This is a genomic window from Streptomyces sp. SID8352 (assembly GCF_009862265.1).
In the GTDB taxonomy this organism is placed as follows: domain Bacteria; phylum Actinomycetota; class Actinomycetes; order Streptomycetales; family Streptomycetaceae; genus Streptomyces.
On sequence record NZ_WWGX01000045.1, the window covers coordinates 14268 to 37709 of the forward strand.

Genomic DNA, 23442 nt, shown 5'->3' on the forward strand with positions numbered 1-23442 from the left:
CCGAGCGCGGCGGCCATCTGCTCGCGGGCGGCTCGGGCGCGGGCGAGGGCTTCGTCGGGGGTGGGCTTGTCTTCCGGGGTGTTCACGTGGACTCCTGGGGTTGGGCCCGGTGTGTGCTGGGGTGCCAGGTGGCTGGGTGTGCGGCTGCGGGGTCGTCGCCGAGGTGGGCTGCGGGAGGGGCCGTGGGCGGCTTCGCGTGCCCGTCGGCTGTCCTGGAGGGTGGCGGCCACCTGCGCGGCGGCGGCTTCCAAGGTCTGGCGGGTCCGCTCCACCGCGTCGACATCGGCACCGGTCTCCGGCTCCAGGAGGGGGCCGTCCTTCTGGCCGTTGCGGAACGGCTGCGGGTGTGGCCTTGAGGCGGCGGGCACGGCGACGGCATTCGGGCGGGATTCGGCACCACGAAGGCTTCGGTTGGCGAGCCAGGCCGTCAGTCGCTCGGCCTCTGGCGCGGATCGCGGCCGGGGTCTGGCAGCCGGTCAGCAGGACCGGCGCGCCTTTCTGGGACGAGTAGTCAAAGGCCCGCTCCAGCGCGGGGAAGACACCCGTCAGCACCCCGGCCGTCCCCGGCACACCCTCTGCCCGGCACCCCCTCCCTGGCGGCTCGCCTGAGCTGCTTCACGGCCTGCCAGGCCGCGGAGGACGCCTCGTGGGGCACGGTGTATCCGTGGCGGCGGGCTTCGGACGTCGTCCCGATGACCCGCCGCTCGATGGTGTTCAGCGGAGCCGAGACGATCCGGTCCAGGTACGTGACAAATGCGAGGAAGGTACCGACCGTGATGTCACCGTCCGCGAGACGTGTGCCAGTGTGTTCAGCGAGCCAGTCCTGGAACCCGGTCCAGATTTCCCAGTCCCGCGCGTACGCGGCACGGGTCCTCTCAGGCCGGACCCGCCGCGCGTAACGCGTGGAGTCCGTATTGAGCGCTGCAAGAACAGCAGCCACCGGATCGGATACGCATTCCCCCACTGCTGTCACGCCTCTGTCTCCACTACCGCACCTCCACACGCGCACACAGGCCAGGACACGCAACTGCCGATCATCTTGCACCGCAGGCCCGGGCCGAACAGCAAACGGCACGCCGGATGGCCGACCTGCCGCCCCCGGCGCCCGCGGAGAACCCCGGCCCGCCACCGCTACGTGCCCGCGCCCAACTGCCGCCCCGTGCCCGCGGAGAACCCAACGCGGAGCCCGTCGTCCGGAGAAGGGGTCGATATCTCGGAGAGCAGTGCTGACTCACGCAAGCCGCGCTCTTGGCCACGTCAGGCTTTCGGCTGCGACCTCGTACTGTCGGCGCGCAGTTCCTCGTTGATGCGCATTGCTTCTTCGAGCTGGTCTTCGAGGATGACGATGCGGCAGGCGTCCTCGATCTTGGTACCCCGGTCGACGAGTTCGCGGGCGCGAGCGGCCAGGCGCAGCTGGTAGCGGGAGAAGCGGCGGTGACCGCCGTCCGACCGCAGTGGGGTGATCAGTCGGATTTCGCCGAGGGTGCGGAGGAAGGCTGGAGTGGTGCCGAGCATCTCGGCGGCCCGGCCCATGGTGTAGGCGGGGTAGTCGTCGTCATCGAGATTGTCGGCGGGTCGGGGACTGCCAGGGGGCATAGCACCTCTTCTTCCGTACGCGTCAAGGGGCCCGGGTGCTGTACGGCACCCGGGCCCCGAACTTTCAACACCATCTACCGGCTGACTGCGCCGGCCTTCTTGTTCCGCGCGTCCACCCGGGAGGGCGGATGTGCGGGGATCGCGGATGCGTGACCGGGGACCACCTTCCGTTCTGGGGTCTGCGGTACCCGAGCGGTGTCATCCCTCGCCCGGGCGATCCTGATGGCGTCTGCTCCTTATCTCTCCCGTACTGCCGGTCGATACTGCGGATCCTGCGGTGTTACGTGCGGCCCCTGGGGCCGCTCGGCCCGGCAGCCAGTGAAGGAACCCGCCCTTTCCGGCTCCGTCACTCCACTGCCGTTCCGCTTCCTGCTCCGACCTGCATGCACGGCAGTTCATGTCTGCCGTGCCCTCTTCGATCTCCTGGCTACGGGAAAACTCTAACCAGAGCGAACCTCATATGTCTACTCCGCCCACAACAGATTCCCTCATGGGCACAGGACGGCTCTTCTGGTGCATCTGTATGAGGGACGCTCCCGCACCGGAAGTGTGAAACCCGAAAGAGCGGGCACAAGCCCTTCTCAGCGACACAGCCGATGCAGGTGGGATGGTTCGCGCATGAACAGCACGGAGACGACCAGCACGGCAGCCCCCGCGCCCCTCGTCATCGGGAACGACAGCCCGGGCGACGTCTCTCGCACCCGCGATGCCGTCCGGCTCTTCGCCGACAACCTGGACCCCGCTCTGGACACCGAGATGGCGGAGACTCTCATCCTGGTGGCCTCTGAACTCGCCTCCAACGCACTGCGCCACGGGGGCGGCCGATACACCGTCCACCTCAGCGCGACCCCTGAAACGGTGTGCCTCGCGATCAGCGACCCCAGCCCCACGCCACCGCAAGAACGGACCCCAGACCTGAAAGGCGGCACCGGAGGCTTCGGCTGGCACATAATCCGCCGCCTCACCGACAGCGTGACCATCACACCCGGCCCCGGCCAGGGGAAAACCATCCACGCCCGCCTCACACGCCGCCCCCGACAGGAAGAGCACCGCCACAGCACCGCTGCCACGCTGGCGGCGATCAACAACGGCCTGCGGTCGCCGAAGATCCAGGATGCATCTGCACAATCGGCGTCAGCCGCGCAGGTGAACCTTCACCCCGCTGGTCACGACCACCTACCGGTGCAGTCCTTCCCCGCACCGGACAGGTTCCGTCGCCCGGCACATCCATCAGTTCGCGGGCGTCATCATGTGATCAGCCCGCACGGCCTTGTGCGGCCACACCCCGTCGGGCAGGGCATCAAGCAACCGAGCCGGGCAAGCTGAAGGCCCTGGCGGAGGAGGCCGTCGTCACGGCGTGCACGCCGGCCGACGCCGCCGACCCGTCACGGTGAAGCGCGGACGCGGTGGAGGACATGGCCGCCGCCCTCGAGGTCCTCGCCGGTGCGCTCACCCAGCCCGGCCCCGAGTGCCCGGAGATCCTCTCCGCCGTACCGGTCGCCGCGGCCGCCGTCGTCGAACGCGCCGAACAGACCAGCGCCGGGGCGAGCGAGTCCGTCAGCGGCAGAGCGACGGCCGGGACGAGCACGGCGCTGCGCCAGGCGCTCGCCGCTCACGGTCTGACCCAGCACCGTCTCCACCAGCTCGGGGCCGCTCTGGTCACGGTCACGCTGGACGCACCCGAGGCGCAAGCCCTGGCCATGCTCCTCAGCCGCCGCGACGCCCTCCCCCGGCAGACGCAGCAGGGGGGCGAGAGCGGTTGGGGGTCCGGGCCGACGGAGACTGCGGCGGCCGCGCTCGCCGACGCTCTCCGCGCACACGGCAGAGGCGCGTACACGCGGGTCCTCGCCTCCGGACAGGTAAGCGCCGGCCTCACCCCACAGTCCGCCCAGGCCGTGGTCGCGGCCCTAGCCGCCCGGCCCGGTGCTGCACCACGCGGCAATCGGCGCGGGCTCGGGCCAGGGTTCAAGGGCATCGCTTCACGCTGACCGCCCGGAGCGGCGCCGCCAGAAGTCGAGGGACTTCCCCCAATTGGGGAAGTCCCGCTCAACAACAGGGGTCAGTCCTTGACCAGCTCTGCATCGACGATGCCGTCCTTGTCGGCGGTCTCGGTGTCGACGAGGGCAGCCGGGGTGGCGTCGGTGTCGACCTTCACCTTGCTGAGGATTCCGCCGTTGCGATCGGAGAGATACAACGGCCCCATCCGTGGCCGGATGGGGCCGTATTCGGGTGCCGGGCACGGTTCCTCAGGTGGTGCGTGCTGCGGCTTGCTCGACGAAGGAGCGGGCTAGCTCGTGGGCACGGGCTGGATCCCTGTTGAGCGCCTTGCTGCTCAGCATCTCGAGCAGTGAGAAGAAGGCGTCATTATCGTCCATCTTCACGTCCAGCAGCATTGCCAGCTCGCCGGGTCTGTCGAAGGGAACTCGGCGGGGTGGGTTCGTGTCGCTGTTCTTGGGCTCCGGAGAGTCCGTGCGGGGCTCCGGGATCGCGTCCGATGCGTCGGCGTTCGGCAAGGAGCCTGCCGTATGCCTTGCTTCTGCGGCCGCGGTGCTGGCTGGCGGTGAAGTTTCGGCCGTGGCGTCGGTGATAACGGCGTTATCACCGGCGGGTCTGCTCGGCGCTTTGTCCCTGTCGGGGCTGACTTCCCCGGGAGTCACACGTCGCTTGGTTGCCCGTGCCTCTTCTTTGGCTGCTCGCTCGGCTTTCAGTTCGGCCAGAGCCGTCTGCTGTTGTTCGACGGGCTTTTTCCCGACTGCGCGCAGCAGTTCGATGGGTTCTTCCCCGATGCGGGCTTGCAGTTCGGGTTGGAGGTTGAGCAGGGCGAGGCGTTGGGAGACCCAGGGCTGGGAGCGGTGGAGTCGTTTGGCGAGGGCGCGCTGACTGCCGTGGATGTCGAGTAGTCGTTGTAGGGCGCGGGCTTCGTCGAGTTCGGTGAGGTCTTGGCGGTGGATGTTGGCGACGAGGGCGGACTCGAGGATCTCTTCGGGGGTGGTGCCCTGGTCGTCGCTGACCATGATCTTGAGGGAGGGGATGCCTGCTTCGCGGGCGGCGGCGAGGCGGCTGCTGCCGTCGACAACCACGTGAGTGGTGTCTGGCTCGAGGTCGGTCTCTCGGTCCGGGTTGGCCTTGACGTAGACGTCGCGGTTCATGACCGTGATGGCTTGCTTCTGGCCGTGGGTCTTTAGGCTGCCCGCGAGGTCGGTGAGGTCGCCGAGAACGGAGCGGGGGTTGTCGGGGTTGAGGCTGATGCGGTGGGTGGGGAGTTCGGTCGGTGGGGCGATGCCTTCTGTGGGTACGCCGGTGGCGGCGGCGACGGCTTGGCGGCGGGCGCTGATTGGGCGTACTCCCCCGCCGAATCGGCCGGCTCCGAGCTGGTCGGCCTTGTTCATGAGACCTCCCTTGCCAGGGCTCGCATGCCGACGGCTTGCTGTGACTTGGGGGCGTAGGACAGCAGCGGCTTTTTCACTCGGACTGCTTCTTTCTGTTCTTTGAGGTCGCCGATGAGGCCGACGACCTTCGGGTCCTTTATGTCGACCCATCCCTGGAGGGAGGAGGTGGCGATGTATCCGCGGCGGCTGTCGTAGAGGTTGACGACGATGCCGAGGTAGTCGATGTCGACCTGGAGGTCTCCGCGTAGGTCGTCGATTTGGGTGGTGAGGAGTTCGTAGGCGTCGGCTGAGCTGTCCTCAGCCTGGACGACGATCAGGGCGCCGGACTGTCCGGGCCTTTCGCCGTCGCGTCGGCGGGCGTAGTAGGCGGCGGCGTCCATGCTGAGGCCGAGGCTGGGTGGGCAGTCGACGATGATGACGTCGTACTCGGATTCGAGGGGGGCGAGAGCGCGCTCGAGTGCGGCTTCCCTGGCCCGGACGGCGGACAGCCGTACGTCGAGGAGGAAGGCGTCGTGGCATGCGGGCAGAAGGTGGAGACGGCCGTCGAACGCTTCGCTGTCGACCACGATGATGAGGTCCCGCAGGGCGCCCTTGGGGTCGCCGGCCATGTGGTTGGTGAGGCTGTCGCCGTTCATCGGCAGTGGGCTGCCGCCCAGTTGGCTGGTGAGGTGGGACTGGGGGTCGAAGTCGACGAGAAGGACTCGTAGTCCCGGTCCGGGCAGGTTCTCGATGTCGAGGGGATCAGTCCCGGTCTCGGGGTCGTCGTGCGTCTCGCTCGCGCGCAGGGCCTTGGTGAGGGCTTTGGCGACGCGTACGGGGTGGAGACTGTTGGGGTCTTCGGCCAGTGCCTCGCCGAGTCCGGCTGTGATGGCTGTCTTGCCGACTCCGCCCTTCTGGTTGCAGACGACGATGCGTCGGGTGATCGCGGGTCGCTCGATCTCCGGGGTGGGGTTGGTGTCGAGCCAGAGCTGGACGCTTTGGGCCAGGCCCTGGATGAGCGAGACGCCCCGGTCGGTGGCGGCCTGCCGGAACTCGTCCCATTGGCCGGGAGGCAGGAAGGTGGAGAAGGAGTCGGCGCCGGCGGTGTCGATGGGGGCGGGGGTGGAGGCGAGGCTGCACCAGTCGGTGATGCCCTGTTCCACGGCGGCCTGGATCTCGATGCCGTGCTGGGCGGCTCTGATCTTGAGGTTCTGCCGGAGCCATCCCGGCAGTTTGGAGACGACCTTCTCGCGGTCGCTGGAAGCGGCTGACGAACTCATGCTGGACACCATACTAACGCCCTTGATCATTTTCAGCAGTGGCACGTTAGTTAGACCAACTTGGTGATGAGTCAGATCTCCTCGGAGGCGATAACGGCGTTATCACCTGCGAGGAGAGGTCTGGCCGGTGGGGGCACCGGCGGCATCCCCTGTGTCCGGCACCGCGGGCAATCCGGGCCCGCCCGGCGGGGGAGAGGAAGCGGCCAATGCCTGCGCTGGAAAGTGCCGGGCGTGAGCACCGCCTCCGCAGGCTCTGGACACGGACGAGCGTGAGGGGCAGAGGTAGAGGGATCGGCCACACTGCTCGTGGGGTCGTACGCAACCAGCAGGCATGTCCAAGGCCCGAAACACAAAAAAGGCCCGGCACCTCCCCAGATCGTTCTGAGGTGGGCCGGGCCTTCGGTTGTCAGACTGTCCAGATCGCAGGTGCGCCGCTGTCGGGATTGGGGATCCCGACAGCGGTCACTGCGGCGGCCGGGTGCCGTAAGGCGGTCACCGGAACGGCGCCGGGCTTGGTGCCGCGCGCCCAGACCATGCGCCAGGTGCCATCCCACTCGCATCCGCAGACGTGCTCCGGATGCAGGTGCCGTAAGAAGAGGCCGTGCGTCAGGACTGCGCGCGGGATGCGGGGGATGAGCACCGCCGGATCGCCGCCGGGTTACAGATGCCGGTTCCGCCAACCGTGGACCCGGGCCATGTACGCGGCGGCGGCCTCGATGTGTCGGTCCACCGCTGATGCCCGAGGACGAGGAAGCCGACCGGGTAGAGGTCATCTTCGGAGCCGCCGTCGATCCCGGCGACGAACAGGCCCTGGTGGGCGATGAACCCATCGTCGGCCACGCCGTCGGCGCAGGGCGTCCAGATCTGTTCTGTGGGGTGCGGGGCGCCGTCGTCACCCTCGTTGGTCTCGCCGGTGGTCATGCGCCCGCACCGGTGCCGGTGTCGGCCGCCGTCTTCAGGACGCGCGGCAGATGGACGTGGAGGTGTTCGATGTCGGCCTGGAGGCCGCGGGCGCGGACTTCTCGGGCAAGGAGCTCGATGAGGCCGGATGCCCTGTGCCTCCCGCCTGCACAACCGATGGCGATGCGGCGAGGGCCGGCGGGCAGGGTCGCGTAGTCGGCGAGGTTGGCGAGCAACTCGCGGGCGCCGGGGGTGTTGAGGACGACGTCCTGGACGCGGGGGTTGAGGCCGTCGAGGTCGAGGATGTCGCGGGCGGCGGCCGGGTCGCGCAGCCGGGCCCGGACGTCTTCGATCCGGTCGGCGGCGGGCGGGACGGGGGAGCCGTCCTGGCCGGTGGGCAGGTGCAGGTAGCCGAACGAGGTCAGACGGATCGTGCGCAAGGGGAGCCTCCTGCTCGGTGGTGAGGGGCGGGACATGCGGAGCGCCGCGCCCGGCCGGGAAGGGCGGGGCGCGGCGCTCCGAGGTGGTGCTACCGGGTGGTGGCTGCGTTGGCCGCCCTTTGCAGGCGCGTCAGATCGCGTCCGTCGATCACGTCCGGGGGTGCGGCGCCGACCGGGGCGGCGACGTCGACCGTGCGGCCGTCGTCCAGGGTGACCGGGGTGTACAGCATCCGGACCCAGCTGCGCGAGGCGCTGCTCCCGGCGTTCGGCGGGCAGCTCCAGGACCACAGCGCAGAACCGTCCTGCTCCCCGGCTGCGGCCAGCCCGCGTCGAGCCCGGCCGTCACTCGGCGGGCCGGGCTCGACGCGGGCTTGGTGTTACCCGGTGGTGATGTCCGGGTCGGCCTAGAAGATCTCGATCCGAATCACCTTGTGGACGTGGCCGGGGTTCCACGTGGTCCACTTCGCCAGGGTGACGTCCTCGAGCGTCGGGTTGTTCAGATTCCGCTGGAACTGGAGCCGCACCCTGTTGTTGCCGGACTCGACCCAGTTGACGCCGTAGATGGCGACCGGCATGGCCCCACCGTTCGCGAAGCAGAGAACGCTCTGGCCGTTGTTGTTGTGGATCTCCAGGAAATCAGTCTGGTTGCAGGGCACGCCGTTGATGAACGGGGTGCGGCCATCGGTCTGCGGAGCACTCGCGACGGCGGGTACCGCTGCGGCGGCCAAGGCGGCCATTGTGGCGACGGCGAGTCCGAGAGGCCGACGTATGGACGGTTTCATGCTTCTCCTTCGGTGGTGCGGACCAGGCCCGTACCGCAGCGAGCACTTCCGGCTCCCGTATGCCGCTCACGACAGGGCTGCCGCTGAATCCGGTGCGGTCATCTCCGTGGACGACCTCGCCCCGGCGGGACGTGTGCCAGCATCACCGCTGCCGTGCCGTCGCGGCATCGGCGAACATCGCCTATACGGAGATCCGGGAGGACTCACGCGGACGGTCCCCGGGGGTCAGGTCAGCAGCAGGCCGCGCAGCTGGCGGCGGGAGGTGATGTCGAGCTTGCGGAAGATGGTGCGCAAGTGCGCGTCGATCGTGCGCGGGCTCAGGAACAACCGCACGGCGACCTCTTTGGAGGTGGCCCCTGTGGCGACCAGCCGAGCGATGTGCAGCTCGTGGGCGGTGAGCGCATCGGCCGGTCCGGCGGACCGCTGGTGGGGCTGTCCACCGGTGGCGCGCAGCTCGCGGGCGGCGCGGGCGGCGAATCCCGCCGCGCCCCTGTCGGAGAGCATCCGGTGGGCTGTGCGGAGATGCTCGCGGGCCTCCTGAGGGCGGCGTTCACGGCGCAGCCACTCGCCATGGACAAGATGGGCCCGGGCGAGGTCCAAGGTCATGCGGCAGCGGCCGAGCCGTTCGATCGCCTCCAGGTACGACTCTTCGGCCGCCGGCCCGCTGCTGGTCAGCGCCCGCGAGCGGGCGGCCAGCCCCAGGGCCCACTCGGTGCCGCTGGCGCGCGCTCGCGAACTCAGCGTGTGCAGCGCGCCGGCAGCGAGCTCGGGCCGCCCGCAGCGGACAGCCGCCTCGATCAGCTCGGGCAGTGCCAGGTTGCTGTGCACCAACTCGTCGAACTGGTACGGCAGCATCGCGGCGGCGAGCGCGGCGGTGTAGTTCCCCAAGCCGTTGTGCAGCACCGCCAGGGAGTAGTGGGCCAGACCGGCCGCCGTACCCTCACCCTGTCCGTCGGCCGCGTCGACGACAGCCGCGTGCATCTCGTCGACCGCGGTCTGCCGGCCGCGCCAGGCCGCCAGCAGGATGTCGTTGCTGGGCAGCGGTGAGGCGTCCGTGACCCGCGTGTACGCGGCGGCCTCGGTACCCAGCTCGGCGGCGCGGGTGAGTTCGCCGGTGAGCAGGACTACGGCGGCCAGGCAGTGGAGCGCGGAGGGCAGTGCGGCCAGCGCGCCGGCCTCGCGGGCAAGGCGGACATGGCGCGTGGCGATCGTGTGGAGCGCCTCGTCGTCCCAGAGTGCCGTCGCGACGCGGCTCGCCAGCAGCAGCCAACGGCTGTCCCCGCCGTCCCGCTCTCCCCGGTGAGGTTCGTGATCACGGTCATCGAGGGAGGTGAGCGCCCGTTGCAGGAGGGGCACGCAGGCTTCGTGCCCGCTGGTGGCCCTGACCACCAGTCCGTCGAGGAAGAGGTCCACCACGTGTGGCGGCGTCGACGGTGGCGACGCCGCCCGGGCGACTGCGGCCACCTCCAGCACCCCATGGGGGGACGTACCGCGCAGGTGGGAGGATTCCAGGGCCTGTAGGCAGATGTCGCGGGCCAGTGAGGCGTCCAGCGGGGCGAACTCCTTCGCGGCGTCCAGCAGCATTCCGGGCACGTCGTGATTGCGCAGGGCGTGAAACGCGATCTGGGCGCCCAGCAGCTTTGCCCGGGCGCGCCCCAGCGCGGGCAGGGGGCCGGCCTCCGCGACCGTCAGCAACTCCAGGGCGGCGCTGGGCGCGCCGGCCGTGTGCTTGGCGTGCGCGGCGCTCAGGGCACGGCGTGCGCGGTCGCCGGGCCCGGGTGTCAGCATGACGGCCCGTTCCAGGAACGCGGCCGCCGCGGCCGGTCCGCCACGGGCCCGTGCCCGACCGGCTGAACGCTCCAGTTCGGCGGCGATCGTCTCGTCGGCGCCGAGGGTGGCCTGCGCACGGTGCCAGACGCGGCGGTCGGGCTCGGTCCGGGGGTCGGTCGCCATGGCCAGTGCGTAGTGCGCACGGCGGCGGTCGGACGGCTCGGCCGCCCGATAGACCGCCGAACGCACCAGCGGATGGGGGAACCGCACCCGGGTGCCGACCTCCAGCAGGCCCGCTGTCTGAGCCCCTGCGGCCGCGTCGGCGTCGATGCCGAGATGCGCTGCCGCGTCCCACAGCAGTGCCGTGTCGCCGAGTGGCTCGGCCGCCGCGACCAGGAGCAGTAACCGTGTCCCGGCCGGCAGGTCGCGCGATCGGCGCCGGAAGCTCTCCTCGATCCTGCGCGGCACGCTCAGTTCGTGCGGCAGTCCGAATCCGCCTGCCAGCTTCTCCGGCCCTGCGCTCAGGGGCAGCTCCGCCAGCACCAGCGGGTTGCCCCGCGCCTCGGCGATGATCTGGTCGCGTACCCGCTGATCCATCGGCGTCCTGACCGCCGTGGCCAACACCTGTCGTGCGTCCGCCGCGCCGAGCCCGGCCAGGCGCAGCTTCGGCAGTCCCGCGAACGGGCAAGCGTCGCCGAAGCCGGAACCGGAGCCGGAGCCGGAGCCGGAATCGTGGCCGGGGGCCGGGGCGGGGTCGCGCAGCGCGAACAAGAGCCCCAGCCGCTCGGCCCTCACCCGCCGCGCCACGAAGGCGAGGGTCTGCGCGGACTCCGTGTCCAACCACTGGGCGTCATCCATCAGGCAGAGCAGCGGCCGTTCCTCGGCGGCCTCGGCCAACAGCCCCAGGGTGGCGAGCGCCACCAGGAACCGGTCCGGTGGCTCGCCCTCGCACAGCCCGAACGCCACCCCCAAGGCGGTCCGCTGGGGCGGGGGCAGCGCGCCCAGCCGGTCCAGCAACGGCGCACACACCTGGTGCAGGCCGGAGAACGCGAACTCCATTTCGGACTCCACGCCGGGCGCACGCTCCACCCGGAACCCCGACGCGACGTCGCCGGCGTGCTCCAGGAGCGAGGTCTTTCCGATACCGGCCTCACCGCACACCACCAACACGCCGCTGCGGCCCGTCCGTGCCGCGGCGAGCAGCCGCTCGATCGCCTTGCGCTCTGTGCTCCGGCCCACCAGCATCTCTTGGCTCTCCCGGGGGCGACGGCAGACGGTGGGCCGGACTGGCGCCCCGGCCCTGTCCTTCTCCCGCCCGGCACCTGAAAATTTATGCGGCCCCCGTTCCTCCGGGTCGATTGTCGGCCAGAGGGAGGCCCTCGCCGAGCGGGGCCGCTCATGCCGTCCTCCTCGAGTAGGAAGCTCGCGTGTGTCAGGCGAAGTGCCTGCCGTCATGCCAGTACAAAGTGGGACCGGCAGGGCGAGCTCCCGGACGTCGGCGAGCTCCAGGTGCCACCGGCCGGGCTGCGCCCATTCGGTGCAGGGCGGGGAGCCGTGCGGGTCCTGGTGGCAGCCGGTCAGCCGGGCGACACCGATCACGGCGCCGGTCGGCAGCTCGCGGCCTCGAATCGTGCGGACGACATGCGGCAGGTGCAGGGCGGGCCGGTCGATCTGCAGGCCCGCGTGCAGCAGCACCAGGCCGCGCCAGGACCAGGGCTGCGGGCGGTTCTCGACCGTCTTGGCCCCGGCGACAATGCACGTGGTCCACGGCTGCTTCACGCTGATTCCGCGGATCCAGTCGCCCGCCGGCGGAAGGGCTCCGGTGTGGGTGCTCATGCCGCTCGCCCCCAGACTACCGTGCCCGGCCGCCTGGCCCGCCGGCCGTTGACGGACGGAAGCGTGGCGTGCGCGGCGGTGGCGAGGTGGGCGCGGCCGGAGTGCTTGCCGTCGTACAGGGCGGCGTCGGCGGCCCGCTGCAACGCGGTCAGGTCGCGGGTGCCGAGGACGCCGGTGGCTGCGGCGCCGACCGAGGCGGCGACATCGACGGTGCGGCCGTCGTCTAGGACGACGGGGGTGTGCAGCATCCGGACCAGCTGCGCGAGGCGCTGCTCCAGGGGCGCGGCGGGCACCGGGACGACGACGGCGAACTCATCGCCTCCGAGCCTGCCCACAGCGGCGCGCGGGCCCGCCCACGCGGTGAGCCTGGCGGCGGTCGCGGCCAGGACGGCGTGGTCCGGAAAGCTGGGATTCACAGGCCGCGGGCGTCGGCGAGGCCAGCGGCCTGGTCGACCATGCGCAGCGGGGTACGGGCCGATCCGTGGGCGTCGTTGAAGGACGGCACGGAGTCCACGTCGTCGCCGAACGTGCGGCGGATCGCGTCCAGGAGCACCGAGGCGGCGTCGGTTTCCAGGCCGCTGTCGCCACGGGCCTCGGCGCGGATGGCCCCGAGCATGCAACGGGCGCCGTCCTCGTCGACCAGGGCGCCGGAGCACCAGCCGCCGGTGAGCAGCCGGTGGTGGGCCCGCTGCAGAAGCGCGGCGACCGGGGTCGGATAGGCGGCCGGTGGCTGGAGCGTCGGGGTCAGCGGGACAGTGACGACGTCACCCAGGTCCACGGGCCCGGTGGGGATGTGCGCGGTGTTGACGGCGTGGGCGACGGCCGCTTCGTTCAGACGCGCCGTCATCTCCATGTCCACGAGGGTGAGGCGTTCCTCAAGGGTCAGTGCCGTCGGCGGCGCGGCGGCGGCCTGGCGGGTGGTCGGGGCGGGCGGGTGCAGCGCGGGGGAGAGGGCGGTGTCGGGCATGGCGGGCTCCAGGCAAGGAACGCCGGAGGGCGCTGCCGGGGGGCGTTCTCCGGCAGCGCTCTCCGGCGTCGTGCAGCGGGGGAGGGGAGCGGGTGGGGGTGGGGGTGATCAGGCGTCGGTGAGGCTCTTGATGGCCTCCAGCGCCTGGCGGGGCGAGGCGACCTGCTCGGAGCGGCGACCGCCGCCCTTGGAGCCGCGCTCGCCGAACTTGCCGCCTCCGCCTCCGCCGCCGCGCCGGCGGGGCTTGCCGTCGCCGTCGTCGTCCTCGTCGGGTTCGGGCCAGAACTCGCCGGGCCTGACGGGCTCGTTCCAGTCGAACCACAGGCCGCGCTTCTCCAGCTCCGCGATCTCGTGGTCGGTGAGTCGGTTGACCTCGGCGGGGAACAGCTCGGAGAGGTCGGTGTCGAAGTCCGCGTACAGCGACCGCATGAGGACGGCGCGGCCGTTGTCGAGGACGATGACCGCGACGCCGCCCGTGGAGACACCGTTCTCCGGGTCGGCCTCGCCGCGCATGGCCCGCTCGATCGCGGAGCCCTCGGTGCGGGAGTAGCGGGCGGGGATGGTCGGCACGTCGTAGGCGTTCTCCATGGTGCCCTCCGCTGCCTTGCGGGTGGCGCCGGGCGAACCCATGTTGAAGATGACCGGCCTCGAGTTCTGGCGCAGGTTGTCCTTCATCTCCGTGGAGAACCCGTTGTGCGCGAACGGCGACTGCCCGGCCGGGTTGAAGCCGATGCCGTACTTCAGGCCGGTGACCGTGAGGTCCTCGCCGTCCTTCTGGATGAACTCGCCGAAGTCCGCGTCCTGTGCCGCGGTCATGAACTCGTCACCGTAGACGTTGAGCTGCCGGTACGGGCAGCGCGCATCGCCCGGCTTGTAGTCGTGGGGCTGGCCGTCGTGGGGCCAGGGCATGTCCGCCCTGATCTCGCACAGCGCCTTCGCCGCCCGCAGCGAGCGGGCCATCCACAGTGCGGTCGAGCCCTGACGGTCGATGTACCGGCCGAGCACGCTCGTCTTCTCGTCCTTGCGGACGGTGCCCAGCCACACGACCTCGCCGTCCAGGCACTGGGCGGCCATGTGGATCGCGAAGAACTGCGTCTTGCCGGACCGGGAGACCCCGAGGGTCAGGCCGTGGGCCGGGGCGTTCTTGTCGTGCTGGTACACCATCGTCTTCACCGGCTGGCCGGTGATGGTGTACCCGCACACGTACATGCCCTTGGAGTCCGGGGTGAGCAGCTCGCGGGTCGCCCGGAAGATCTGCGACAGCGGCGGTGAGTCGAACACGCTGATCAGGAACTCGCTGCCGTCAACAAGGACGAACACGCAGGAGTCGTCCTCGGGCAGGCCCAGGCCGCGGCAGACCTTGGGCAGGTCGACACGCGGGGTCTCGGTGGAGTCGGCCATCCGGGCCCGGTAGAAGGTGACGCCGCGTTCGTCGTCACGGGTCTTGTGAACCAGTTCGGAGCCGGGGGCGCCGCCCTTGGGCGAGCCGACTTTGTCGACCCAGCGTTCCTGGTCGGTGGGGGCCTTGCGGCGGCGCTGGCTGGCGTCGGGGGTGATGCGGGCCTCCATCCAGCCGGGGCCGCCCTGGCGGCCGGGCTGGACGGCGACCTCCGCCAGGACGACGTCGCCGGAGGGCACGCCGAACGGCGCGGCGACCGCGGCTTCGGTGAGGCCGGTGATGGGCCGTCCGGTCTCCGAGGCGCGCAGCAGGATCGTCATGTCGTGCTGCTGGCCGGGGTGCCGGGTGGCCTTGACGACGTGGGTGCGGCCGGGCATTCCGGCCTGTTCCCACATCATCCGCACCCCGCGGGTGAGGAGGTCCGCGCTGTCGTCCGGCACCACCGGGGCCGCCGGCTCGGGGACTTCGGCGGGCGCCGGCCGGGGGGCGGGGGCGGCGAGGGCGGGACGGTGATGGCTGCGGGTGTGCCGGGAGTAGGGCAGCACCAGCAGCCCGGCGGCCGCCCATGCGGCGGCGAGCAGTCCGTCGAGCCAGTACGGGCCGAAGCCGGCGGTGTGCCCGGCAGCGACGTCGATCGCGGCGGCGGCCACGAGCGGGGTCCAGCGCAGGATCTTGCGTCCGGCGCCGGGTTCGTCGCTCCTGACCGCGAGGACGATGCCGCCGATCCCGGCCGCGCCGGCCAACTGCACGACCTGGTTGACGGGACTGTCGGGGCAGAGGTTCGGGGCCGCGGCCAGTACCGGTGCGGTGAGGGTGTAGGCGAGGCGTTCGAGCACGGCACTGCGCGGCGTGGTCACCGGCTTCTCCTTCGGGAACGGGCACGGGCGGCCCCGCGAGGTGTGCGGGGCCGCCCGTGGCGGGATGGGGTGGGGGAGGGGAAGGTCAGCGGTTGAAGAACCCGGGCTTGGGGGTCTTCTCGCGCCGGGTGGAGCGGATGTCGTCCAGCGCGCCGTAGAGCCTGGAGTGGGTGTGCCGGGTCTCGTGGGTGAGGTCGGCGGTCTCCTGGGCGGTGTCGCACAGGGTGCGGACCGCGCGGGCGGCGCCTGACAGGGCGGTCTCGACGGCGTTCGTGAGCACCACGAACCTCGGGTCGAGCTGGGCGTTGGCGATGTCCTGGGCGATGTCGCCGGAGTCGTTGGCGGTGGCCTGCATGCTGCGCTGCAACGACTCCAGCTCGAGGCCGGCGTCTTCCATCGCCTTGCCGAGCCGGGACAGCTTGGCCTGGACGGCCTTGTAGCGGTTGTCGCCGTCGGCCTGGGCGGGCGCCGTGCTGGTGCTGCGGGGCGTCAGATCGCTCATCAGCGGAAAGTCCTCCAGGTCGTTCTAGTCGTGGTGGACCGCGGCCGACGCGTGCGCGAGGCCGGAGTCCTCCTTGGCGGCCATGTCCTCGCCGTACACGCGGGCGACTTCCCTGGCGGCGAGCTTCGCGGCTTCCTTGGCGATGTCGCACTGCTCGGCGCACCGCTCGGCCTGGGCCTTCATGCGGGTCGCGGAGTCGGCCAGGTCCGCGATCAGGTCGGTGACCGCGGTGGCCACGTTGTGGTCGCCGACCAGGTCGGCGGCCATCTCCCGGAGCGCGTCCGCGACCTTGCCCAGGGCCTCCATCAGGGCTTCGGCACGCTCCTGGTCGGAGGCGGTCTTGATGGCGATGTTCGCCATCCCCACCAGGTAGTCGTCGAACGTGATGTCCGTGCGGTGCTGGGCGGCCAGGCCGCCCGCACCGGACGGCCTGCTGACTTCCGGGCTCACGCTGCTCTCCTCCGTGCTGGTCGGCCGACTGGTGCCGGGCCTGGCGGTGTGTTTTTCCGGCGCGGGCGGCAGGCCGGCGGCGCCGGCCGTGACGGCTGCGGGCGCGTCTGGGACGATGTCCGCGTCGACGATGTCCTCCCCCTTCTTCGCGGCGCGGCGGGGCGGGCGGGTCTCGTGTCCGGGCCACTCCACGGTCGGGGTGGTGTCCTCCTCACCGAACGGGCTGCCGGCCGGGCGGCCGCGCTGCCCCGCCCCGCGCTTGCCCGCGCGTCCCGGCCGGCCCGCCGTGCGGGCCCGCCCGCGCCGCCGGGTACGGCCCGCGCCACCAGCGCGCCGACGCCGGGGCCGGCGACGCTTCTTCTTCGAGCCGTCAGGCGCCCCGTCACCGGCCTTGGAACCGGTCCCCGGCTCACCCCCCTTCGCGGCGCCAGAGGCTCCGTCAGCGCTGTCCTTGGCGGCCCTCCCACCCGCGCCGCCCGCGCCCTTGTCCTTCTCCTTGGTCAGGCTGACCTTCTCCGCGCCGGTCTTGCCGTCCTTCGCGTCGGCGGCGGCCTGCGCGTCGGCGCGGCGTTTGTCCCAGCGGCGCTGGGCTTCCTCGCCGACGGCCTGGCCCAGCGTGGTACGGCCCGGGCCGGCCGTCGCCGCGGCTTCCCGCTTCGCCCTGCGGACCTCGGCCCGCTCCTGCCGCTTCGCACGGCGGTCCTCCCACGCCTGCTGCCTCTGTGCACGGGCCTGGTCGCGGTCCTTGGACCGGTCCGCGACATCCGCGGCGTGCCCGGTGCTGCGCCGTTCCTGCCGCCCGCTCTGCCGGGCCCCGGCGCGGTCCTGGCGGCCCCGGGCCCGCTCGGCGCCGGCGCCGGATGCCGGAGTGCGCTCTGTCCGGCCGCCGCCGTCGCTCTTCGAGTTGCCGCTGCGGCCGGAGCCGCCAGAGCCCGCCTGAGAGCCTTTCGACCCCCCGGACGAACCGTCGCGCCCGGAACCGGGTGAACGGCCACCAGAACCCCCTCCGGAGCCCTTCGCGCCACCCTTGCCGCCCCCGCCTCCGTTCGCGCCGGACCCCGAACGTCCGCCAGGGCCGCCGGAGTTGGAACCTCCGGAGTGGGAACCGTGCGACGGCCCGGACCGGTTCGGACCCGGACCGGTCCGGTTCGGCCCCGGGCCCGGGGCGTTGTTGCGGGCCGGGCCCGTGCCGCCTCCGCCGCGCGAGGACCCGCCACCACCGCCGCCGGTCTTCGAGCGGCCCTTGTCCGCCCCCATCCCGGAGCCGGACGCCGGGCCGGACGCCTTCGTGCGGTCGGCATCGGCCTTCGAGCGCGCCGCCGCCCTGTCGCCCTTCGCTTTCATCATCGCGGCGCGGAGCCTTCCGTTCTGCTCCATCATCGCGACTTCCTGCGCGGTGCGTCCCTCCAGCAGCGCCGCCTTCCGCACTATTTCAGCTTCACGGAAAGGCGTTTCGCTCTCATGCCTGGCCCGCGCCGTTTCAAGCCGGAACTCCAGCCAGTCACCGAGACGGTCGGCAAGAGAACGCGACTGGCCGTATTCACCTTCCCCGTATTCATCTTCGCCTTCATTCGGTTCCGGGGAATTAATTCCTTCGGAACGCAGTGCCGTTGACGGGTCCGGTGCGGCCGGAATCGGCGGCAGTTCCATCGTGGTCTCCTCCGGACGCTCCGGGGGAGCCTCCGGAATGCCTTCCGGAGGCGGAATGGTGTCGATGAAATCCGGCGTCGGAGGCAGCGAATAGGTGGAATCGCCGCTCCAGGGGCCTTGGACCAGGCTTCCGTCGCCGGTGTCGTCAGGGTCGTCGGACACGGGCACCCCCCCTTCCTGGGGACTTGACAGACAGTGGGGTCTCGTGTGCACGCGCGTGCACGTGCACGTGTGCACGCTTTACGCGCGCGAGGCCCCGCCGGAGCCCGGCGAGGCCTTCGTGGGTGACGCTCAGTGACGCGGGCCGTGCTGCTTCAGGACGGTGTCCGCGTACTGCATGAGGTGGTCGAACAGCCGCGGGTCGCCCGCCTGCCGCTTCTCCAGCACCAGCCTGAAAAGACGACAGACCAGCGTGAAAGCGGTGAGGACATCACTACGACCGGCTTTGACTTCCCTGGTGATTTCAGTCCGGGTGACGCGGAGCCAGAATTCCATCCGGCCGGTCTCACCACGACTCTCGATCGCCTTGCGCTCTTCTTCCTCCAGCCAGCCCACCCGCCCCTGAATGGAGCGTTCGATGCTGCTGAGGGGGCGCATCACGCCGACTCCCTCTTACCGAGGTCGTAAATCGACGCGGGACCACTGTAGCCAGAATTCTGCGGCTGCGCATCCTGCTGCAGAGGGCCGGGCGCGGCCTGGAGGACCGGCGGGTTCTTCTTCCGCTGCCTTTCCAGCTCCTTTTCCTCCCTTTCCTTGGCCGTATTCACCACGGCCTCATCATGGGCACGGCGTTTGTAGGCGCTCTTTTCCAGGCCCTCGGTGAGGCTGTTCAGGTTCCTCAGGACCTGCCCGAGGGCCTTTTCCACGGGCATCGCGCGCAGCCTGGCGTGGTACCAGCGGTCGCCCTCCACGTGTGTCTTGCGCAGGTGCACGCGGGTCTCGATGGCGAGGGTCTCCAGGTTCTTGCCGATGTCCAGCAGGACCCGCTGGACATCGGCCAGGTAGCGGGCGGTGGCCTCCGGGCTCTGCGCGACATCGCGCAGAGGCGAGTGGTTCGGGTCGTTGCTGTTCACGGCGGGGGTTCCCTCCTGGTGTACTGGTGGCTGTGACTGCTTCCGGCAGTCGCAGCGAGGGCCAGCCCGATTAGCGCGGGCTGGCCCTCACTGGTGTGTGCCGGACGGTGGATCAGGGGCGGTAGCCGCCGGCGAGCAGCTCGGCCGCCTCCTGGCGGTACTCCGAGGCCGTGCCGGGCGAGGTGACTGCCAGCTCGTTCTGGATGTGGGAGAGCGGCAGCTGGTCGGCGCCGCCGCCGACGGCGAGGATCATCCGGGCGACCTTGCGGACCGCCCGCTCGCGCGGCTTGAGCTTCGCCGCGTCCTCGGCTTCGACCGCGCGCCGCTCGGTTTCGGCAGCGGCCCGCCGCGTTTCGGCAGCAGCCTTCTCGGCTTCGGCGGCCCCCTTCCGGGAGCGCGCCGCGTCGGCGAGAGCGGCCGCCTGGCGGCGCTCCTCCTCCGCCTTCTTGCGGTCGGTTTCGGCAGCGGCGCGCCGCGTTTCGGCGGTGGCCTTCTCCGTTTCGGCAGCACGCCGGTCGGCTTCGGCAGCGGCCTGGCGGGCTTCGGCGATGGTCTGGGTCTCGATCGCCTGCGCCTCCGCCGCGGCGACCCGGTCGGCCTCCGCCGCTTCCTTCCGCTTCTGGGCTGCCTGGTGCTCCAGCCCGGCCGCCTCCAGATCGGCGGCGGCCGCCGCCTTGCGCGCCTGCGCGATCCGCTCGGTCTCGATCGCGCCGGCCTCCGCGGCTGCGACCTTGTCGGCCTCGGCCGCCGCCCTGCGCTGCTCGGCGGCCTTCTGCTCGAGGCCGGCCCTTTCCAGATCAGCGGCGGCCGCCGCCTTGCGCTCCTGGGCCTCCTTGCGCTCCGCCTCCGCTTCGCGGGCGCGGGCTTCGGCGACCACGGCCTTGTCGAGGGCCTGCTGCTCCAGCTCAGCGGCCCGCTCTGCGGCGTTGACCTGGGCACGGGCGTGGGCGCGGGCCTGGCCGGTCTGGCCGTCGACCTCCGCCTGGACCAGCTCCACCTTGCCCTTGGCGCGCAGCCGCTCGGCTGCGGACTCCGCCTTGGCGACCTCGCTGCGGGTCTCCGCGTCCAGACGGCGGCGCTCCGCGTCTTCCTCGCGTTCGGCGGCTGCCTGTTCCTGCTCGTCGGGCATGGCCAGGGCCTGGGCGACGGTGTAGCCGTAGGGGGCCATCTTCATCGGCAGCAGCTCGTCCTCGGTGGCCTGGGAGATGTCGCCCTCGTACTTGCGCCTGAGCCACTGCTCGTAGGCGATGAGCTCCTGGTCGCGGCGGATCATCTCCGGGTAGGAGGTGACGCCCCAGAGCCGCATCCGGCGGAAGATCCGGGCCGTCGCGACCGGGGCGAGGATCCAGCGCAGCCACGGGATCGAGTCGCGTTCGGCCTGGTCGGGCCGGACGACGCGGTCGATCGCGTCGCGGCCGAGTTCCACCACCATGATGAAGAGGACCGGTACGACGCCGTGGGCGCCGGCCGCGACGTAGTCCATCAGCGCCCACGCCCGGTCCCGGGGAGCGCCGGACGCCGCGTTGAGGACGACCGTGACGGCCGTCAGCAGCCACACCGGGTAGCGGATCCAGCTGATGGGGCGCTTGAGCCAGGCCATCAGCAGGTCGACGGCGATCATGACCATGATGCCGACGTCGACGCCGACCGCGAACATCTGGCCCTTGCCCAGCGAGCCGAAGCGGAGCCGCTCGTAGGCGAAGATCGCGACATGCTCGAAGGACAGGTACAGGCCGATGCCCGCGAGGACGAGCGCGGCGATCACGATCGCCCCGGCCGCCCACTTCTGGCTACCGGTCAGCTTCCCCGGGGAGGGCTTGGCTCCGGTTCCGCTTTCCGTCTCCGAAACGAACCCCGCCGTCTCCGAAACGGCACCGGGCGTCCGCGAAACCGGTGTGGACGTTCCCGAAACGGCGGCCGGTGAAGCAGAGTCGGGGTCGGGTTCGACCGCGGTCTGCGGCCAGTCGGTGAGCGTCATGTAGGGCCTCCCAAGGGGGCGTTCAGGGCGTGCGCGAAACGGCAGGGGCTGCTCCCGAAACGCGGCGGTGCGTTCCCGAAGCGGGGTCGGTGCGGTCGGTTGATCACGAAACTGGCACCCGCCCTACCCGCTCCGCGCGCGCCAAAAGGCCGACGGCCCGGGGGAGGGGCGGCCGGTCTCGCGAAGCGTCACGGGGCGGGCTCGAAACTGGGTGCGGCTCCCACCGGGCGGGCGCGAAACCAGCCCGGGCGGGCGCGAAATCAGCTCTCGGGGAACTGCGCGCCGTTCCGGGTCAGGTCGGCGGTGGTGATGCCGAAGCGGCGGCACCGGCCGGTCAGCGGCTGGAGCCTGCTGCCGTCGGCGAACGCCTGGGGCGAGCCGGCGCCGTACCGCTGCTGCGTGGCGGGCAGCTCGTTGAGCGCGGTCGCGGTGCGGGCGGCGTGCCGCTCGACCCGCCCCTCGCCCGCCCACTCCTCCGCGATGACGTGAAGGGTGGTGCGCCAGCTGCCGTCGCAGTCCTCGGGATCGACCGGGGGGATGTCGCTGCCGAAGATCGCGAAGGCGCATGCCTGGGCAGCGGCTTCCGTGCCGGGCTGGAGCGGGGTCATCGTCGTGGCCATGAGGGCCTCCCTCAGCTGTTCGGTCCGGGCTGTCCGGCTCCCCTTTCACCGCCCGTCCCGGCCGCCGTGGTCGGCGGTCGGTGCGGGCGGATCAGGCAGCCGCCAGACCGGATCAGGAGCCGGTGCGGCGGCGCTGCCGCTCCAGGTAGGCGTCCTGAAGGGACTCGAACAGCTCCCAGGTCCGCTCCCCTTCGGGGCAGCGGGTCTGGCCGGTGCAGCGGCCGCAGGCGGCGGCGTGCTGCCGGTGGGCCTGGTGGGCGCTCTGGTAGCGGTCGTAGAGGGCGCTCACGGTCACCAGTCCCCGTAGGTGCAGACGACCGCGCATCCGGCGGCCCGGCAGTCGTGGGCGCGGATCTCGGCGGACCGGCGCCGCTCGTCCTCGCGGGCCCGGCTGGTGCTCCAGCGGACCGGGGCGGCCCCGGCGTCCAGCTCGTCGCAGCGCGGGCACCCGTCCACGCGTCGGCCGAAGGTGGGACCGTGGGTGTGCTGGGTGGTCATTGGTTCTCCGTGTTCGTGGCGGTGTAGGTCGAGGACCCGGTGGCCCCGGTCCCACGCGGCTGCCGCGGTGGCGCCGGCGGCGGCCAGGAGCAGGCGGGTCAGGGGATGCCGGGACCCGAGGCGGGCGGCGGCCCGGGCCGCGCGGTGCTGCGCGGCCCGGGCCGCCTCTATGAGGTGAGCCATCGGACGGTCAGCGGGGCCGTCGTTCGGACTCCTTGTTGGCCTCGCGGACCTTCCGCGAGAGTTCCTCGCGCTCGGCGTCGGTCAGACGGGTCACGGACATCTCCATCAGGCGGCCCCCGTCCCGTTGCAGGCCTGGCAGGTCTGCCACGACTTCCGGGTGATACCGCCACCGCTGGTGTCGATGACCCAGCCGCCCTTCCCGTCGCACGTACCGCACGGCCGCTGCGCCCGCGGGGCCTGCGGGGCCGGGCTGGTGCACCGCCAGGCGGCGGGCGTGCCCGGCCGGGCCGGGAGCAGGGTCAGGATCGGCTGGCGCTCGTAGCCGGGCGCCATCTCCTGGAGCGTGCGCCGCGCCCGACGCTCCGCCGGGATACGGGTGTCGGCCTCGCGGACCATCCGCTCCAGCAGCTCGCCGAGCCGGCGGTGCGCGGCGGCCGGGCAGGGACCGGAGTGGAAGCCACGGCACTGGTCGCACCAGTACTCCGGACCGGCTGCGGCCACTGTCGTACGGGCCGCGGGTCGTGTCATGATCGTCGTGGTCAAGGGGATCTCCTTCAGGACCGTTGACCGGACAGCCCCGGGGTTGCGCCCCCGGGGCTGTCGCCTCGTCTGGCTGGCCGGACGGCCAGCCACGACCCCTCTCCCACCCCCCTTCCGTGCTCTGGTTGGGTGGGAGAGGGACCGTGGCGGGCGGTCAGGCAGCAGTTCCCCATCCGGTGCGGGCCCGGCGGGCGGTGCGGATCTCGCGGATCTGAGCGGCAAGGTGCCGAATGCGCGCGCTCTGCGCGGCCTGTCCATGGCTGCCCCTCTCGCCCCGGCTCCGGTCGGGGCTCGCCAGGGCGGTGTGAATGAGCCCGATGACGAGCGCGTCCAGGCGCCGGCCCTCGGTGTCCCGGTCGGCGTCGGTCGCGGCCGCCAGCCGGGCAGCGTGCTCGGTACGGGCAGCAGCGAGTTCCGGGCCGGTCCGCCCTCCGCGGACCATGTCGTCCGCAGCGGCCTGGCCGTCACCGTCCCGCAGCGCGAGTTCCTCGCACGCGGCACGCACCGGGCATCCGGAGCACACCCGGAGGGCGTCCGCACGCCGTGCCTGCCAGCTCCTCTGCGCCTCCCCGTCCTCACGGAAGAAGGCATCCGGGTCGCTGTCGGCGCACTCGGCGGCGGCATCGACTGCCGCCTGGAGTGTGGCCCGGCGGGACCGGCGGGCCTGTTCCGGCTCGTAGCCTTCGGCGTCGTCCTCACGCTCGGTGGTGCTGGGCCGACGAGACGTCGGGGGCAGGGGGACAGGCATCGGAT

24 protein-coding genes and 2 pseudogenes are annotated in these 23442 nt (G+C 71.7%); 3 read left to right on the top strand and 23 right to left on the bottom strand.

The window, feature by feature from the left end:
* Nucleotides 1-182: 182 nt before the first annotated feature.
* The gene (locus GTY84_RS33035) at nt 183-356 is read left to right on the top strand and encodes a hypothetical protein (protein ID WP_202551282.1); all 174 of its coding nucleotides are present in this window, start codon (nt 183-185) and stop codon (nt 354-356) included.
* 33 nt (nt 357-389) lie between these two features.
* Here the strand turns inward: GTY84_RS33035 and GTY84_RS17055 are convergent.
* Both GTY84_RS17055 and GTY84_RS17060 read right to left on the bottom strand, forming a co-directional pair.
* Nucleotides 390-549, bottom strand: a pseudogene (locus tag GTY84_RS17055) (IS110 family transposase); the annotation flags it as partial.
* 708 nt (nt 550-1257) lie between these two features.
* Nucleotides 1258-1596, bottom strand: a complete 339-nt coding sequence (locus GTY84_RS17060; RefSeq protein ID WP_161227137.1) for a MerR family transcriptional regulator — start codon at nt 1594-1596, stop codon at nt 1258-1260.
* A gap of 618 nt (nt 1597-2214) precedes the next feature.
* Here GTY84_RS17060 and GTY84_RS17065 point away from each other — a divergent pair.
* Both GTY84_RS17065 and GTY84_RS17070 read left to right on the top strand, forming a co-directional pair.
* The gene (locus GTY84_RS17065; protein WP_161227138.1) at nt 2215-2922 is read left to right on the top strand and encodes an ATP-binding protein; all 708 of its coding nucleotides are present in this window, start codon (nt 2215-2217) and stop codon (nt 2920-2922) included.
* An 89-nt stretch (nt 2923-3011) separates the two neighbouring features.
* On the top strand, nt 3012-3584 hold the full coding sequence (locus GTY84_RS17070; protein ID WP_161227139.1) for a hypothetical protein: 573 nt from the start codon (nt 3012-3014) through the stop codon (nt 3582-3584).
* A 71-nt stretch (nt 3585-3655) separates the two neighbouring features.
* Here GTY84_RS17070 and GTY84_RS34665 read toward each other — a convergent pair whose 3' ends face one another.
* From GTY84_RS34665 to GTY84_RS17165, 21 genes and pseudogenes are all read right to left on the bottom strand, one after another.
* On the bottom strand, nt 3656-3790 hold the full coding sequence (locus GTY84_RS34665; protein ID WP_272919224.1) for a hypothetical protein: 135 nt from the start codon (nt 3788-3790) through the stop codon (nt 3656-3658).
* Between the two features lie 52 nt (nt 3791-3842).
* Nucleotides 3843-4985 (bottom strand): ParB/RepB/Spo0J family partition protein, encoded by a 1143-nt coding sequence (locus GTY84_RS17075; RefSeq protein WP_161227140.1) that lies wholly within the window; start codon nt 4983-4985, stop codon nt 3843-3845.
* Nucleotides 4982-6244 carry a ParA family protein gene (locus tag GTY84_RS17080; protein WP_161227141.1) on the bottom strand — a complete coding sequence of 421 codons (1263 nt, stop codon included), beginning with the start codon at nt 6242-6244 and terminating at the stop codon, nt 4982-4984. Before GTY84_RS17080 ends, GTY84_RS17075 begins: the two co-directional genes overlap by 4 nt.
* Before the next feature lie 606 nt (nt 6245-6850).
* Nucleotides 6851-7165, bottom strand: a complete 315-nt coding sequence (locus GTY84_RS33905) for a hypothetical protein (protein WP_237532327.1) — start codon at nt 7163-7165, stop codon at nt 6851-6853.
* Entirely contained in the window at nt 7162-7584 is a 423-nt protein-coding gene (locus GTY84_RS17090; protein ID WP_161227142.1) for an RNase adapter RapZ, read from the bottom strand. The genes GTY84_RS33905 and GTY84_RS17090 overlap by 4 nt, the downstream gene beginning before the upstream one ends.
* An 89-nt stretch (nt 7585-7673) precedes the next feature.
* Nucleotides 7674-7814 carry a hypothetical protein gene (locus tag GTY84_RS33040; RefSeq protein WP_202551283.1) on the bottom strand — a complete coding sequence of 47 codons (141 nt, stop codon included), beginning with the start codon at nt 7812-7814 and terminating at the stop codon, nt 7674-7676.
* A 174-nt stretch (nt 7815-7988) separates the two neighbouring features.
* Nucleotides 7989-8240, bottom strand: a complete 252-nt coding sequence (locus GTY84_RS34670; RefSeq protein WP_345943468.1) for a beta/gamma crystallin domain-containing protein — start codon at nt 8238-8240, stop codon at nt 7989-7991.
* Nucleotides 8241-8591: 351 nt separating this feature from the next.
* Nucleotides 8592-11972: an AAA family ATPase gene (locus tag GTY84_RS17100; protein WP_345943469.1), complete on the bottom strand. Its 3381-nt coding sequence runs from the start codon at nt 11970-11972 to the stop codon at nt 8592-8594.
* Nucleotides 11969-12364, bottom strand: a pseudogene (locus GTY84_RS17105) (GGDEF domain-containing protein); the annotation flags it as partial. The gene GTY84_RS17100 and the pseudogene GTY84_RS17105, both read right to left, overlap by 4 nt.
* 20 nt (nt 12365-12384) lie before the next feature.
* On the bottom strand, nt 12385-12939 hold the full coding sequence (locus GTY84_RS17110; protein WP_161227144.1) for a hypothetical protein: 555 nt from the start codon (nt 12937-12939) through the stop codon (nt 12385-12387).
* Between the two features lie 108 nt (nt 12940-13047).
* On the bottom strand, nt 13048-15195 hold the full coding sequence (locus GTY84_RS17115; RefSeq protein ID WP_161227145.1) for a chromosome segregation protein ParM: 2148 nt from the start codon (nt 15193-15195) through the stop codon (nt 13048-13050).
* An 85-nt stretch (nt 15196-15280) separates the two neighbouring features.
* On the bottom strand, nt 15281-15697 hold the full coding sequence (locus GTY84_RS17120) for a conjugal transfer protein TraB (RefSeq protein WP_161227146.1): 417 nt from the start codon (nt 15695-15697) through the stop codon (nt 15281-15283).
* Nucleotides 15698-15721: 24 nt separating this feature from the next.
* Nucleotides 15722-17959 carry an ATP/GTP-binding protein gene (locus GTY84_RS17125; protein ID WP_345943470.1) on the bottom strand — a complete coding sequence of 746 codons (2238 nt, stop codon included), beginning with the start codon at nt 17957-17959 and terminating at the stop codon, nt 15722-15724.
* Nucleotides 17960-18088: 129 nt separating this feature from the next.
* Complete coding sequence (locus GTY84_RS17130; RefSeq protein ID WP_202551279.1) at nt 18089-18394, bottom strand: hypothetical protein; 306 nt, start codon at nt 18392-18394, stop codon at nt 18089-18091.
* Nucleotides 18394-18870: a hypothetical protein gene (locus GTY84_RS17135; RefSeq protein ID WP_161227148.1), complete on the bottom strand. Its 477-nt coding sequence runs from the start codon at nt 18868-18870 to the stop codon at nt 18394-18396. Before GTY84_RS17135 ends, GTY84_RS17130 begins: the two co-directional genes overlap by 1 nt.
* 112 nt (nt 18871-18982) lie before the next feature.
* Entirely contained in the window at nt 18983-20635 is a 1653-nt protein-coding gene (locus GTY84_RS17140; RefSeq protein ID WP_345943471.1) for a DUF2637 domain-containing protein, read from the bottom strand.
* A 473-nt stretch (nt 20636-21108) separates the two neighbouring features.
* On the bottom strand, nt 21109-21468 hold the full coding sequence (locus tag GTY84_RS17145; RefSeq protein ID WP_237532328.1) for a hypothetical protein: 360 nt from the start codon (nt 21466-21468) through the stop codon (nt 21109-21111).
* Nucleotides 21469-21580: 112 nt separating this feature from the next.
* Complete coding sequence (locus GTY84_RS17150) at nt 21581-21757, bottom strand: hypothetical protein (RefSeq protein WP_237532329.1); 177 nt, start codon at nt 21755-21757, stop codon at nt 21581-21583.
* Between the two features lie 2 nt (nt 21758-21759).
* Nucleotides 21760-21966, bottom strand: a complete 207-nt coding sequence (locus tag GTY84_RS17155) for a hypothetical protein (RefSeq protein ID WP_161227151.1) — start codon at nt 21964-21966, stop codon at nt 21760-21762.
* Nucleotides 21967-22254: 288 nt separating this feature from the next.
* Nucleotides 22255-22692, bottom strand: coding sequence for a hypothetical protein (locus tag GTY84_RS33045; RefSeq protein WP_202551284.1), 438 nt, complete (start codon nt 22690-22692; stop codon nt 22255-22257).
* Between the two features lie 151 nt (nt 22693-22843).
* Nucleotides 22844-23437: a WhiB family transcriptional regulator gene (locus GTY84_RS17165; RefSeq protein ID WP_161227152.1), complete on the bottom strand. Its 594-nt coding sequence runs from the start codon at nt 23435-23437 to the stop codon at nt 22844-22846.
* Between the last annotated feature and the right edge of the window lie 5 nt (nt 23438-23442).